At 50.9% G+C, this 13,922-nt stretch carries 13 protein-coding genes and 1 pseudogene; 9 read left to right on the top strand and 5 right to left on the bottom strand.

Translation table 11 applies throughout. The features are described 5' to 3' along the window. A pseudogene (locus tag K3G39_RS18420) lies at positions 1-1,206 on the bottom strand (IS1182 family transposase); the annotation flags it as partial. A gap of 88 nt (positions 1,207-1,294) precedes the next feature. Beyond that, positions 1,295-3,097, bottom strand: coding sequence for a transcription termination factor Rho (gene rho / locus K3G39_RS18410; protein ID WP_220627641.1), 1,803 nt, complete (start codon positions 3,095-3,097; stop codon positions 1,295-1,297). A gap of 282 nt (positions 3,098-3,379) precedes the next feature. On the opposite strand from rho, the gene serS reads away from it, so the two are divergent. After that, positions 3,380-4,654 (top strand): serine--tRNA ligase, encoded by a 1,275-nt coding sequence (gene serS, locus K3G39_RS18405; RefSeq protein ID WP_220627640.1) that lies wholly within the window; start codon positions 3,380-3,382, stop codon positions 4,652-4,654. Positions 4,655-4,849: 195 nt separating this feature from the next. On the opposite strand, the gene K3G39_RS18400 is transcribed toward serS, so the two are convergent. Next, entirely contained in the window at positions 4,850-5,260 is a 411-nt protein-coding gene (locus K3G39_RS18400) for a hypothetical protein (RefSeq protein WP_220627639.1), read from the bottom strand. A gap of 120 nt (positions 5,261-5,380) precedes the next feature. On the opposite strand from K3G39_RS18400, the gene K3G39_RS18395 reads away from it, so the two are divergent. Next, positions 5,381-6,328 carry a TraB/GumN family protein gene (locus K3G39_RS18395; protein ID WP_220627638.1) on the top strand — a complete coding sequence of 316 codons (948 nt, stop codon included), beginning with the start codon at positions 5,381-5,383 and terminating at the stop codon, positions 6,326-6,328. A 110-nt stretch (positions 6,329-6,438) separates the two neighbouring features. Here the strand turns inward: K3G39_RS18395 and K3G39_RS18390 are convergent, their stop codons facing one another. Beyond that, a complete protein-coding gene (locus K3G39_RS18390; RefSeq protein WP_220627637.1) occupies positions 6,439-7,431 on the bottom strand; it encodes a glycosyltransferase family 9 protein in 993 nt (330 codons plus the stop codon). Positions 7,432-7,434: 3 nt separating this feature from the next. Continuing rightward, a complete protein-coding gene (gene polX / locus K3G39_RS18385; protein ID WP_220627636.1) occupies positions 7,435-9,180 on the bottom strand; it encodes a DNA polymerase/3'-5' exonuclease PolX in 1,746 nt (581 codons plus the stop codon). Positions 9,181-9,296: 116 nt separating this feature from the next. Between polX and K3G39_RS18380 the strand changes: the two genes are divergently transcribed. From K3G39_RS18380 to K3G39_RS18350, 7 genes are all read left to right on the top strand, one after another. Then, positions 9,297-9,695 carry a hypothetical protein gene (locus K3G39_RS18380; protein WP_220627635.1) on the top strand — a complete coding sequence of 133 codons (399 nt, stop codon included), beginning with the start codon at positions 9,297-9,299 and terminating at the stop codon, positions 9,693-9,695. Between the two features lie 22 nt (positions 9,696-9,717). Continuing rightward, positions 9,718-9,942: a hypothetical protein gene (locus K3G39_RS18375; protein WP_220627634.1), complete on the top strand. Its 225-nt coding sequence runs from the start codon at positions 9,718-9,720 to the stop codon at positions 9,940-9,942. Positions 9,943-9,950: 8 nt separating this feature from the next. Beyond that, positions 9,951-10,157: a hypothetical protein gene (locus tag K3G39_RS18370; RefSeq protein ID WP_220627633.1), complete on the top strand. Its 207-nt coding sequence runs from the start codon at positions 9,951-9,953 to the stop codon at positions 10,155-10,157. 36 nt (positions 10,158-10,193) lie between these two features. Next, the gene (locus tag K3G39_RS18365) at positions 10,194-10,598 is read left to right on the top strand and encodes an EVE domain-containing protein (protein ID WP_220627632.1); all 405 of its coding nucleotides are present in this window, start codon (positions 10,194-10,196) and stop codon (positions 10,596-10,598) included. 106 nt (positions 10,599-10,704) lie between these two features. Continuing rightward, positions 10,705-12,183, top strand: a complete 1,479-nt coding sequence (locus K3G39_RS18360) for a hypothetical protein (RefSeq protein WP_220627631.1) — start codon at positions 10,705-10,707, stop codon at positions 12,181-12,183. A gap of 243 nt (positions 12,184-12,426) precedes the next feature. Then, a complete protein-coding gene (pyrR, locus tag K3G39_RS18355) occupies positions 12,427-12,975 on the top strand; it encodes a bifunctional pyr operon transcriptional regulator/uracil phosphoribosyltransferase PyrR (protein ID WP_220627630.1) in 549 nt (182 codons plus the stop codon). A gap of 7 nt (positions 12,976-12,982) precedes the next feature. Further along, positions 12,983-13,906 carry an aspartate carbamoyltransferase catalytic subunit gene (locus tag K3G39_RS18350; RefSeq protein WP_220627629.1) on the top strand — a complete coding sequence of 308 codons (924 nt, stop codon included), beginning with the start codon at positions 12,983-12,985 and terminating at the stop codon, positions 13,904-13,906. The last annotated feature ends 16 nt before the right edge of the window (positions 13,907-13,922 follow it).

Raw genomic sequence — 13,922 nt, 5'->3', positions numbered from 1 at the left:
CCGCTGGCCCATGGGGCAGACAAAGAAGTCCTCTTGCTGGTTATAATACAGGTTCTGGCTCAGGAAGGGGTTGTGCTGGTGTTTCTTTTTCTGCTCCGAGTGGAAATAGTTGTACTTGACGTAGGCTGCTACCTGGTGCTCTTCGAGCCAGGCGTAGTTCTGCTCTGAGCCGTAGCCGGCGTCGGCCACAACAACCGGGGACTGTGTCTGGTAGTGTGATGCAAACTGCTCCAGGTGCGGGATCAGCGTGGCCGTGTCGCCCGGGCGCTGGTGCAAAGAGAAGTTGGTGATCAGCTGGCCTTCGGTGCTGATCTGGATGTTGTAGGCGGGCTTCAATTGCCCGTTCTTCATGTGATCCTCCTTCATGCGCATGAAGGTGGCCTCCTCGTCCGTTTTGCTGTAGCTGTTGCGCTCCCCAAGTTTTTCTAACTGCTCTTCATATTTTTGCAGCCGCGGCAGGTACTCTTCAGCGAGCTTTTTGACCTGCTTCTGTTCCTTTTTGCCCAGTTCCTTTACCCGCTCGTTGAGCTGGCGAATCTCTTCTCTCAGGCGCTGGGCATCCACCTTCTCGGGTGCTTTCTCCTCGGGCGCCTTGCCGTCCTCCTTGATGGCCTGGCGGATATCGGAGAGCACGCTGCCGATCTTCTTCTCCAGCCTCTCCTTGTTCTTCTCCACTGAGCCCCGCCACACAAAGGTGTAGCGGCCCGAGGCGGACTCCAGCTTGGTGCCGTCCACGTACTGGGTCTGCAGGCTCACGTACTCGAGCCGGTGCAGCAGGCGCACCACCTCGGCAAAAAGCTCCTGGATCTGGTTTTTGAGGCGACGGGAGCGGAAGTCGTTGATGGTGCGGAAGTCGGGGGTGCTGCCGCCCGAAAGCCACATGAAGTGGATATTCTCCTCCAACAGGTGGATGATCTACCTCAGACAGGTGGATGATCTACCTCAGAGCGCTCTGGCAATGCGGCGGCAGGAATAGATATTTTGGAAGTAGGCGTAGAAGAGTACCTTGAGCAGCATGCGGGGATGGTAGCTGCTGGTGCCCCCGCCCTTGTAGGTGGCCATGATGCGGTCCAGGTTGAGCTCGTCCACCACCCGGTCCACCAGCCGCACCGGGTGGTGGACCGGGATCCGCTCGCCGATGCTCTGGGGGAAGAGGACCACCTGGTGGCCCGCCTGCTCCTTGAAAACAACGTTCCTGCGTTTCATGCCCACTAAAATAGCAAAAGAGGGCTAAAAGCAAAAAAAGAGGCTGCCCTTTTTGGACAGCCTCTTCTGCTTTTATTTGAACTGCGCCTTATCCGTTCATCGAGATCAGGAACTCTTCGTTGCTCTTGGTTCCCTGCATTCTGTCTTTCAGGAATTCCATGGCTTCCACGGAGTTCATGTCGGACATAAACTTGCGTAGAATCCAGATGCGGTTCAGTTCGTCGCGATCCATGAGCAGGTCTTCGCGGCGTGTACCTGAAGCAGGAACGTCGATGGCAGGGTAAATTCTGCGGTTGGCCAGTTTGCGGTCCAACTGCAGTTCCATGTTACCGGTACCTTTGAATTCTTCAAAGATTACCTCGTCCATTTTAGAACCCGTGTCGATCAAGGCAGTCGCGATAATAGTCAAGGAGCCGCCGTTTTCAACGTTACGGGCAGCACCAAAGAAGCGCTTCGGCTTGTGTAGCGCGTTGGCATCCACACCACCCGACAGGATCTTGCCTGATGAAGGCACCACTGTGTTGTAAGCACGAGCCAGACGCGTAATAGAGTCAAGCAGGATCACCACATCGTGGCCGCATTCTACCATACGCTTGGCTTTGTCAAGTACAATGCTCGACACCTTCACGTGGCGGTCAGCCGTTTCATCGAAAGTAGAAGCAATAACCTCTGCCTTTACGCTACGGGCCATATCAGTTACTTCTTCCGGACGTTCGTCAATGAGAAGGATCATCAGGTATACTTCCGGATGGTTTTCGGAGATGGCATTGGCAATCTCTTTCAGCAACACGGTTTTACCAGTTTTCGGCTGCGCCACGATCATACCACGCTGACCTTTACCGATCGGCGCGAACAGATCGAGGATACGGGTAGAAAGCAGGCTTGGCTTGGTCGTCAGTTTCAGACGCTCTTCCGGGAAAAGCGGCGTCAGGTGCTGGAAAGGTATACGATCACGGATTTCCTCTGTCGTGCGTCCGTTCACAGAATCCACTTTCAGCAGGGCAAAGTACTTCTCCCCTTCTTTCGGCGGACGAATTTGTCCCTTTACAGTATCGCCTGTCTTGAGACCAAACAATTTGATTTGCGAAGGAGATACATAAATATCGTCTGGCGAGGCCAGGTAGTTATAATGCGTGGAGCGAAGGAAGCCGTAGCCATCCTGCATCAGTTCCAACACACCTTCATTTAGGATTATTCCGTCAAACTCGCGGAAGTTATTGCTGCTGGCGGCCGCGTTCTGCTGACGGCGCGGTGCGTTATCACCGCCACGGTTTTGGTCATTGCGACTATCGCTGCGGTTTCCTACCTCAGGACGTTGCTCGCGTTGCTGTTCTGCACGATTTCCAACCTCAGAGCGCTGCTCACGCTGCTCTGTGCGGTTTTCGGTTCTTTCGCTGCGCTCTGGACGTTGCTCTGTTCTCTCAGTGCGTTCCGGACGTGCCTCTGTGCGCTCTACGCGCTGCTCCTGTCGCTGTTCACGTGGGTTAGCTCCTTCGGTACGGTTATCGCGGCGGGTCGTAACACGCTCACGCTGCGGGCCGTGGTCTTTAACGGGTGCCGGCTGTTGTACTAAAGTCGGACTAGTTTGTTCGCGGCGGGCTGCTTCGCGGGCAGGTCTTGGCTGGGCTGGTGCTTCGGCTGCAGGTTCTGTTTGCTCTTCGCTGGTAGTAATTGTGTTTTCAGTAGCTTCTGTTTCGCCGGTGGCGGCTGTACTGGGAGAGGACTTTACTTTTTTTGGCAATTTGTCGGGAGGGGTTATGGCTTGCTGGTCAAGGATTTTGTAAACCAGATCCTGTTTGCTGAGTTTCTTGAAATTCTTGACACCCAGGTCTTCTGCAATTTCCTTGAGTTCTGAAAGAAGCCTATCTTTCAATTCTTCAATTTTGTACATAAATGTGGTATGGTAGTTAAATTAACCTGCTTGGCACGCTAGGGCGAACGCAGCGAGAGCTTTACTTATAAATTCGGAAAATGGATGAATGCGATAGAGTTTTGTGAGGCTCAGGAAAGGGCCTGTCATAAATTGCACTGCAATGTTATTGCAATGCTTATTAATTAACAAATATTAGCGGGTAATTTGTTGAAAATGTTTCAGAATTTCCTTAAAAGATTTCGTAAATGCCGCTAACAACCTAAAAAAGTATATTTTTGCAGCTATACAAAGACCTAAATTATGCTACAGCTAAACGTTTTAAGAGAGCAGACAGAGCTGGTGGTGGCTGGACTTACCAAAAAAAACTACAAAAATGCCGCCCAAGAGGTTGAAGCTATTGTAGCCTTGGACCAGCAGCGCCGACAGGTGCAAAGCCAGCACGATGAGCTGCAGGCCCGAGCCAATACCATCTCAAAAGAGATCGGTATACTGATGAAAAACGGCGACCGCGAAAAAGCAGAAGCCCACAAAGCAGAAACATCCGAGTTAAAGCAGCAGACCAAATCGCTGAGTGAGCAGTTGGCTACCATTGAGGAGCAAATACAGCAAGCACTATACAAGTTGCCAAACCTTCCGCACGCAAGTGTTCCTGAAGGTAGAACAGCAGAAGACAATGAAGTAGTTCTGCAGCACGGTGAAATTCCTAAACTGCACGAAGGTGCCCTGCCGCATTGGGAGCTCATCCAGCAATACGACATCATCGACTTTGAACTAGGAAATAAAATTTCCGGCGCTGGATTTCCGGTGTACAAAAAGCAAGGTGCCCGTCTGCAGCGTGCGCTCATCAACTTCTTCCTCGACGAGGCTATGAAAGCCGGTTACATGGAAGTGCAGCCGCCGATTTTAGTCAACGAAGCTTCTGGCTACGGTACTGGTCAGCTGCCTGACAAAGACGGCCAGATGTACCACGCCACCGAAGACAACCTATACCTGATTCCGACGGCTGAGGTACCGATCACGAACCTTTACCGCGATGTGATTGTGCCGGTGGAGCAGCTGCCGATCAAAAATACAGGCCATACGCCGTGCTTTAGAAGAGAGGCCGGATCGTGGGGTGCCGATGTGCGCGGCCTGAACCGCCTGCACCAGTTCGATAAGGTAGAAATTGTTCAGATCACGCTTCCAGAAAACTCTTATGAAGCACTGGAAGAAATGAGCAACTATATTCAGGGTTTGTTGCAGAAACTGGAACTGCCTTACCGTGTGCTGCGCCTTTGCGGCGGCGACATGGGCTTTACCTCTGCCCTCACCTACGACATGGAAGTATACTCTACTGCCCAGAACCGCTGGCTGGAAGTAAGCTCTGCTTCTAATTTTGAGACCTACCAGTCAAACCGCCTGAAGCTGCGTTACAAAACCGAGTCAGGCAAGACGCAGCTACTGCACACACTCAACGGTAGTGCGCTGGCTCTGCCGCGCATTGTAGCTGCTATCCTGGAGAACAATCAGACACCAGACGGCATCAACATGCCAAAAGTGCTGCACCCATACCTGGGTTTTGAGAAGATTTCTTAGAAAGTGAAATTCTAAGGTTGTAGAGATTCCTCTATACCTGAATAAAGAAGCGCCGCTGAAATAACTCAGCGGCGCTTCGGTTTTTATACCGGACTTCTACCTTAACTCTTGATAGCGATTCTTAAAGTTGGAAATTGAGGCTTCATTCTTTAATCATCTTCAGATTTCCACACCTTAAATCTCAAAACCGGCGAACTATCCGAACTGCTCCAGGTACTGTTGATAATAGTTTTTAAGCTTGTATTTTTTGAGCGTTTCATTTCTGGCCTGCTGTATACCTGCTTCGGTAAGAGGCGTTTGCGAGAGCAGTTTTTGCAATGGACTTTCAGGCGTTTCTTCTGCCGAGTTCAGCGTCGCTTCCTCATACCTGGCCAGGAATTGCTCTGTCAGAGCCAGCTTGTTTTTTTGTACCAGCACAAAGCCAGCCGACACCAGCTTTTCGAGTCCTTGTTCCAGGTCTTGCATTGCCAGCACGTCGCTGTCCAGCGCATCGATCATTAGCAGCACATCCTGCAGCGTAGCGCCGCCCTCGCCACCTGTTGCCAGCAGCAGAGCATCGAGCAGTTGCTCGTCAGTGGCTTGCCAATTCAAATTATATTTGGACATTATAACTCGGTTTTTGAATATTTAAAAGACCTTAGCATAAAAGCTGTTCGAGACCTTTATATTTGCAAAGCTACATATCTCCTGCTCAATCTGAAACAACCTTTCATCACCCTTTTATATATGCTTCTTACAAAAAAGTACTCCCTCGCCTGCCTTCTTTGGCTGGCTTTTCTGTTTGTGCCTTCTATTAGCCAGGCCCAGAAAGTAAAATCAAAACAAGCCAAAGCCACTACAAAGGCACAACCTACTGCCTCCGCCAAATCACTGCTCTGGGAAATCAGCGGCAACGGTTTGAAGCAACCCTCATACCTGTACGGTACTTACCACCTGCTCAACTCCAGCTACCTGAACACGACACCGGAAGTAATGGAGCGCTTCATGGAAAGTCATGGCCTGGTAGTAGAAACAGAGATCGACTCAGCAAAGATGATGCAGCTAGGAGCTAAAATGGTTATGCCGGATAATAAACTCTCGAACCTGCTGAGCAAAGAGGATTACGCACTGGTGAACGAAGAAATAAAAGCCCAGTTTGGGTTTGAGTTGAGCATGGCCGACCAGATGAAGCCGATGACATTGATGCTGATGCTCTCTATGAAAGACTACCAAGGCATGGAAGTACTGAAAAAATATACAGGCCAGCCACTGGACATGTACTTTACCAGCCACACCAAGAAAAGCAATAAGAAAGTGAGCACGCTTGAGACCATGGAGCAGCAGTTTGACTTGCTGTACAACCACTATTCGCTGGATAAACAGGCAGAGCAACTTGTAGCCTACATCAAAAATAAAGATGTCGCTATGCAAATTTCAAACAAACTCGTGCAGTTGTATTTTGATAAAGATCTGGAAGGCATCTGGGCTTTATCGCAGGAATACAACGAGCTGACCGGTGGCGGCGATATGTCCTATATGACGGACGACCGTAACAAAGACTGGATGACAAAACTGCCTGCGATCATGAAAGAGCAGTCGACCTTTATTGCAGTAGGCGCAGCGCACCTACCCGGTGAAAACGGCCTGCTGAAGTTGTTGCAAAGAGCTGGCTATACCGTAAAACCACTCCAATAAATTAACTCCTTTGGTATAGCTATACCTAACAAAACAACATCGCCCGCACAAGTTTATACCTGTGCGGGCGATGTTGTTTCATACCTGCTTATTTATACACCTAAGCTTCTCTACAACTTAAAAGGCTGCCGTTCAATAGCGCTGAAATCAATATCGCGCATGCACTTGAAATGACCTTTTGGGCACTTGCTATACCCTATCTTAGAGCAGGGCCGGCAAGGCAGTCCGTTTACTTCGAGCACCTTATACCTGGTCCGGAAAGGGTACATGCCAAACTCAGCTATAGTGTTGCCCCAAACACTGATGATGTCCTTTTGAAAAGCCGCCGCAATATGCATCAAGCCTGTGTCGTGACTGACCACCTGCTTTGCCTGTCGCACCAGTGAGGCCGAACCTGCCAGGCTATACCTTCCGCAGGCGTTGTAGATAACTGTTCCCTGCGCATCGCCTGCCGCCTGTATGTAGGCCGCAATTTCATTACCGGTAGCAGCGTCTTCTTTGCCACCAAGCAGGATAATTGGCTGTTTCAGATCTGCACACAACTCAATGATGCGCTCCGTAGGGAGTCGCTTGGTATAGTGCTGCGCTCCGATGGCAAAGGCCGTATACCCCTGCCGGAAAGGTTCCAGAAGTGTGTTGATGTCTACTTCGTCAGCGGCAGGTATAAAGTAGTCCAGTCCTTTGCCGTCATCCTGTATACCTAGTGAGGCAGCAGCAGCCAGGTAGCGGTTAACGATATGTACATCTGGCAGGCGGTTCACTTTGAGGTTTACCATCAGCCACTTTTCGTAATTGAGTTTATCGAAGCTTTGGGATGGTTTGCCTAGTCTAGTTTTGATGATGCGCGTGCGCAGGTTGTTGTGCAGGTCTACCACAAAGTCGAAGTTCTCGGCCTTGAGTTCCTGCACCAGTTCGCCTAGGCTGTTGCCCAACGTATGCACCTTATCGATGTAAGGATTAGGCTCCAGTATACCTCTAAAACCCTGCTTGGTGCAGTAATGCACTTCAGCGCCCGGCACCTGCTGCTTAATGCAGCGCACCACCGGCGTAGTCAGCACGATGTCGCCGATAGAGGAAAAACGGAGAATAAGTATCTTCGGCATTCGCTACTTTATCTTCTCTTTCCGCGTTTTGAAGTAAGCTTCCACTTCCTCTGCAGACTTCGCATTGAATGTCATTTCTTTAGTCAATCCGCCTTTGCGACCTACCAGCACGCCGTAGCGCATGTCGTCGTAGCCGCTGGTGTGGTGGGCATCCGGGTTAATGCTCAGCATCACGCCCTTCTCGCGCGCATAATGCACCCAACGCCAGTCGATGTCGAGGCGCCAGGGATTGGAGTTGATTTCGATGATCACGTTGTTGGCAGCACAGGCATCGATCACCATTTTGTGATTGATCGGGTAGCCCTCGCGACGCAACAGCAGACGCCCTGTCGGGTGGCCGAGCATGGTCGTATAAGGGTTCTCGATGGCCGTGATCAGACGGGAGGTAGCCTTCTGCTCATCCATATTGAGGTTGCTGTGGATGCTGGCCACAATGAAATCGAAAGTCTTCAGAATGTCCTCTTCATAATCCAGGGAGCCATCGCCCAGAATGTCGGATTCTATACCTTTGAATATCTTGAAAGGAGCCAGCTTCTGGTTTAGCTCGTCAATCTCCTTTTGCTGACGCAGCACATCGCCTTCGCGCAAACCACCAGCATAAGCGGCCGTCTTGCTGTGGTCGGATATACCTAAATACTGGTAGCCCATGTCGCGGCAGTAAATCGCCATTTGCTCCAGGGTATGAGCGCCGTCGGAGTAAGTGCTGTGGTTGTGCAGAATGCCTTTCAAGTCGGACACCTCCAGCAGCTTCGGCAGCTTGTTCTCCATAGCCAGCTGCAGCTCGTTGGTGCCTTCCCGGAGCTCCGGCACAATGTAGGCCATACCTGCCGAGGCGTAAATATCCTCTTCAGAACTGTGACTGCTTTCGCGGGTTACGGTGAGCATGTTCTTGTTGGCAGCAAATATTTGGGACAGGTGCGCTGGTGAAGCGGATCGGATAAAGCGTTCGTTCTGGAAATTAGCCGGGCTGGCAAAACGAATCTCAGTGGCCAAGCCACTCACATTGTGCTTACCGCGCCATACCATAGGCCCTGAGCTTAGCTCGTCCTGCTGGAGTTCGTCCAGTTTGTTCAGGGCTGCTTCTGCTTCCGTTGGATTATCAGTTCCTATCACTAGCTCCAGCTTCACCACAATTTCCAGGCAGCGGCGCACATCGCCAACCAGCGCTACCTCAGCATCCGGCAAGGCCTGTTGTACCTGCTCCAGCAATGCCTGGGCAGCTGATTCGGCCTCGGCATAGAGTAGTTTGCCACGATTCTGCTGCGTAAACAGCAGTGCCTGTTTGATGTTCTCCTGTGTCTTGGCTCCGAAACCTTTCAGCTTGCTCACTTTGTCCTGTTCGCAGGCGTCAAGCAGTTCCTCTACCGTTTCAGTACCGAGTTCTCGCCAGAGCGTTCGTACCTTTTTCGGGCCGATGCCTTTAATGCGCAACATCTCCACCACACCCGGTGGCGTTACCGATAGCAGCTGATCCAGTTCCGTAAAAGAACCTGTTTCGGCTATCTCGATCACGCGGGCAGCGATGCTTTTGCCAACACCGGTTATACCTTCCAGCTCGGCCTGACTTTTTAGCGCCAATGACTCTTCTACCAGTTCCAGCGCAGCGGCCCCGTTCACATACGAGCGTACCTTAAACGGATTCTCGTCGTGCAGCTCCATAAGCTCGGCGGCCAGCTTAAACAGCTTTATGATTTTCTTATTTTCCAAGGCAATGTCGTGTATAAGTACAAAGATAGAAAAAGCCGCCATACCTTTGCCACCCCTACCCGGCAGCCTTTTATATAATGGGGCTTCTATATAAAGCAGGAAATCCCTAACTTGGCTATCTATTCAGTTGTTTGAAAAGACGCTATCAATACAAAAATATGAAATACGCTTCGCTGCTATGCGTTTTGTGCCTCGTGCTGCTGGCCAACACCTGCCGTAAAAAAGCAGAGGCCGAACTCCTGGGCCAGACCTGGTTACATTCTTACGAAGAAGATGAGGATGATGTGCTCGTATACCGCCCCAACACCTATGACTTTCCACCATCCAGAGGACGGACCGGTTTTGCGCTGGAGCGTGAGGGCGTGGCAAAGCAGTATGTGATCGCCCCTGCTGACGGACTCGAAGAACACATCGGCATCTGGGAATTCAAAGACAAAAATACGGTTCTCGTGCATATCCAGGGCAACGGTCACCCCGAGCAACGCTATACCATGGAAGTGGTGTCGCTGAAGGATAGTGTGCTCAAAGTGAGAGTAACGCCCGATGTGCAGGACTAGCTACTATTTAAGTTAGCGCATCATGGAAAAACCAATAGAGAAACTTTCGCTTAAAGTCCGCCTCATCATCTATGCCTTGCTACTGCTTGTAGCAATTGCGATGATCTATTCAGATAATTTTGCTGGATATTCGAAAGGCCTGGCAAACTTCTCTGAAGGTTTTGCCGGAGGGCTCATACTCGCTGTCGTCTTAGGCGAAGCGGCTCTATACCTTAGAAGACGAAACTATCGTAAACACCAAGCTTAATTCTACGGATGAAATATGCCTTCACCAGCCTGCCCGGCAATATAAGACTGCTGATCATGCTGCTACTGCTGGTAGCTACAATCATTATTGCTTATACCGATTATGTGCCACGTATCTTTGCCAGCTTTACAGGAGGATTTCTGATCGGTCTACTCATTGGCGAACTGACCATGTACCTGAAACGCACCAGCCGACAAAGACAGCAAGCTGTTTAAACTGATTATCAATTTAGTATACCTATACCTGAACACATGCAATACTGGTTAGTAAAATCAGAACCTGAAGCCTATTCCTGGGCCAGATTTGTAAAAGAAGGTCTCGCCTGCTGGGACGGCGTTCGCAACTACCAGGCACGCAACAACCTGCAGCTAATGCAGCCCGGCGACCTGGTGCTGTTCTACCACAGCGTGTCTGAAAAAGCGATTGTGGGCATCGCCAAAGTAGATAAAGCCGCCTATCCTGACCCAACTGCTGACGACCCGAAATGGATGGCAGTAGACTTGGTGCCGGAAAGAGAATTTAAAAATCCCGTAACACTGGACCAGATCAAGAAAGATCCGCGCCTTGAGAACATTGCCCTTCTACGCCAGTCGCGCCTGTCGGTGATGCCGCTCAAAGACGAAGAGTTTGACATGCTGCTGGCCTTAGGCAACTAACCTAGGGTAACTTGCTGCACACTGGCACAACGTTACTTTACAAAATGGAGTAAAAAGCATTTAACTGCCTTATACCCACTGCCTGCCGGCAGCACAAGATTGTAACATGCCATACCTGCGCCTTTTGCTGCTCTGCTTTGCCGTGCTGGCACCTGCCCTGCTTTGGGCACAGGAGCCGCGGCAACCTGTGCGCCTCGAGCTGCCCTACCAGTACGAAACCAGCCACGTAGAGGTAATGGCCCTGCCCGACAGCAGCCTGCTGGTATTCAGCCGAAAAGTCGATACATGGGCCCGTAATCCTGACTTTGTTCTTGAGAAGTATAACGCCAATCTGGAGCCTGTCTGGAAAAGCAAGCTGGACCTGAAATCAGAGTTCGAATTTGTACGCCACTATACCGAGGCCCCCTATACCTATCTCATCTTTCAGGCAGCCAAACCCACGCTCTATACCTTCGTGCGGCTTCACCTGGGCAGCGGTGCTATTTCTCAGAGCGAGGTCGAGTTGGATAAGGTAGAGTACATTTATGAATTCAATGTGCTGCGCGGCAACCACTTTCTCATCACTGGCAACAACTACGACACGAAGCCAAACCTGCTATACCTAAACCCCGAGAAGCCGCAGCCCACTATTTTGCCCGCCCTGTATGGCGAGGAGTCTTCTTTCTCTGACCTGCATACCGACCATGTGCACGGGCGTGTAGATGTGGTGCTGGTCGAGACCAATCGCCGGGTTTCGCGCCTGCAGGTAAAAAGCTTTGACCAGAACGGTAAACTACTGCAAAACTACTTTATCCTGCAGCCGCAGGACAGGAGTCTGCTCAACGCTGAGGTTACTCCCGGCGATACGCTTTCCCGCATGCTGGTAGGCACTTACGGCGCCCGCGACCTGCGCTTTGTGCAGGGTTTTTTCACGTCGCCGGTAGCTTTTAAAATAGCGGAAGGTGAATTTTACTCACTGCTCGACCTGCAGAACTTCTTCAAATACATGAAGCCACGCCGGGAGGAGCGAACCCGCAAACGTGAGTTTGCCCGCATTGCCGAAGGCAAAGAGCCACTGCAGCGCTACCGCATGCTCCTCCACGACCTGATCGAAACACCCCGTGGGTATGTATTGGCCGCAGAGATATATTTCCCCCAATTCCGCAGCAACAGCGGCTACTTCAACAGTCGCATCAGAGGACTGGAACGGGAAGCACAGGCTTACAAGCGCACGCACGCCATCGCCCTGGGCTTTGATCGAGATGGGGTGCTGCTCTGGGACAATGCCTTCCCCCTTCCCGACTTACTCACCCCCAGCCTGATACATGCAGTAGAAGTTGCTGCCCTGACGGACGGACGTGTAGTGATGGCCTACCCGGATAAGGAAAAAATTGTCTACCGCCTGATGGAGCAAAACAAGTTTACAGATAAGGAAACATCTGTTGAGCTTCTGCCCTACGAAAAAGAAGAAAAGATCACCAGCACAGATATAGCAGGCTTGATCCGCTGGTATGGCCCTCACTTTGCCGCTTTCGGCTTCCAGCGCGTACGCACACCGGATGGCCCAAACCGCACGGTCTTCTACATCAACAAGATAAGTTTTTAGTTGGCAATTTGTTGAATGTTGAATCTTTAGAGCTTTAGAAGTTAATTTGTTCGATTTCCGGATAATTAATGACTCTGAATAAATGTTCAGCTAAAATTTTATACCTGGCCTGATTGATTATTTTCCTTTCATGGTATCAACCAGCAACAAACAATTCAACCATTTAACAATTTAGCCTTTTAACCCCCTAACAATTTAACAATTCGGCCGAACATCCTATATTTGCAACCAAGACCCCAGGCCATGCAGAAAAGACTCATCGTAAACCACCAGTTGCTCGAGATTATGGTGATGCGCCTTTGCCACCAGCTCATCGAGAACCACGGCGATTTTTCTGATTCAGTGATCATCGGTCTGCAGCCCCGCGGCCGCCAGGTGGCACAACGCATCCAAAGCACCCTGAAAGCCATTCTGGGCACCACCGTACCAACCGGCTACCTCGACACTACTTTCCACCGCGACGATTTCAGAAGAAGGGATGCGCCCCTGGCCGCCAACGCAACGCACATCGACTTCCTGATCGAAGGCAAAAAAGTAATCTTAGCAGATGACGTACTCTATACCGGTCGCTCGGTGAGGGCCGCCATGGATGCCATGATTTCCTTTGGGCGCCCGGCCAATGTGGAGCTACTGGTGCTGATTGACCGTCTCTATAGCCGCCACCTGCCCATTGAGCCAACTTATGTGGGCCGGCGCGTTAACTCCCTGCAATCGCAGCGGGTGCTGGTGGAGTGGCAAGGGTCCGACACGCAGGAAGACAATATCTGGTTAGTGACCAAAAACGAAGAATAAAGCACCCATGCAAGAGCTCAGCGTCCGGCATCTACTCGGCATCAAAGACATTACAGCAGAAGACATTCAACTCATTTTCGAGACTGCTGATAACTTTAAAGATGTTCTGAACCGGCCCATCAAGAAAGTGCCTTCGCTGCGTGATATTACTATTGCCAACGTCTTCTTCGAGAACTCTACCCGTACCCGTCTATCGTTTGAACTGGCCGAGAAAAGACTTTCTGCCGATGTGATCAATTTCTCATCCAGCGGTAGCTCCGTGAAGAAAGGCGAAACCCTACTCGATACGGTCAACAACATCCTGGCCATGAAAGTGGACATGATCGTGATGCGCCACGCTAGCCCGGGAGCTCCCCACTTCCTGAGCCGCCACATCAACGCTAACATCGTAAACGCCGGCGACGGCACCCACGAGCACCCCACCCAAGCCCTGCTCGATTCTTTTTCCATTCGCGAAAAACTAGGTGATGTAGCGGGCAAAAAAGTGGTGATCATTGGCGACATACTGCATTCGCGTGTAGCCCTTTCCAACATCTTTGCGCTGCAGAAACTTGGTGCCGATGTCATGGTATGCGGTCCTGTTACGTTGCTGCCCAAATATATCAGAGAGCTGGGCGTGAAAGTAGAATTTGATGTCCGCAAAGCCTTGGCCTGGTGCGATGTAGCGAACGTGCTGCGCATACAGCTGGAGCGCCAGCAAATGAAGTATTTCCCATCCCTGCGCGAGTATACACTTTACTATGGCATCGATAAGAAGATGCTCGACAGCCTCGACAAGGAGATTGTTCTCATGCACCCCGGCCCAATCAATCGTGGTGTAGAACTAAGCTCTGATGCCGCTGATTCCCATCATTCCATTATCCTCAACCAGGTAGAGAACGGTGTTGCCGTCCGGATGGCAGTGCTATACCTGCTGGCTTCGAAACAGTAAGCTTTTATCCTTTTTA

It is taken from the genome of Pontibacter sp. HSC-14F20 (assembly GCF_019599265.1).
Lineage (GTDB): Bacteria > Bacteroidota > Bacteroidia > Cytophagales > Hymenobacteraceae > Pontibacter.
This window is presented reverse-complemented; position numbering and strand designations above follow the sequence as displayed.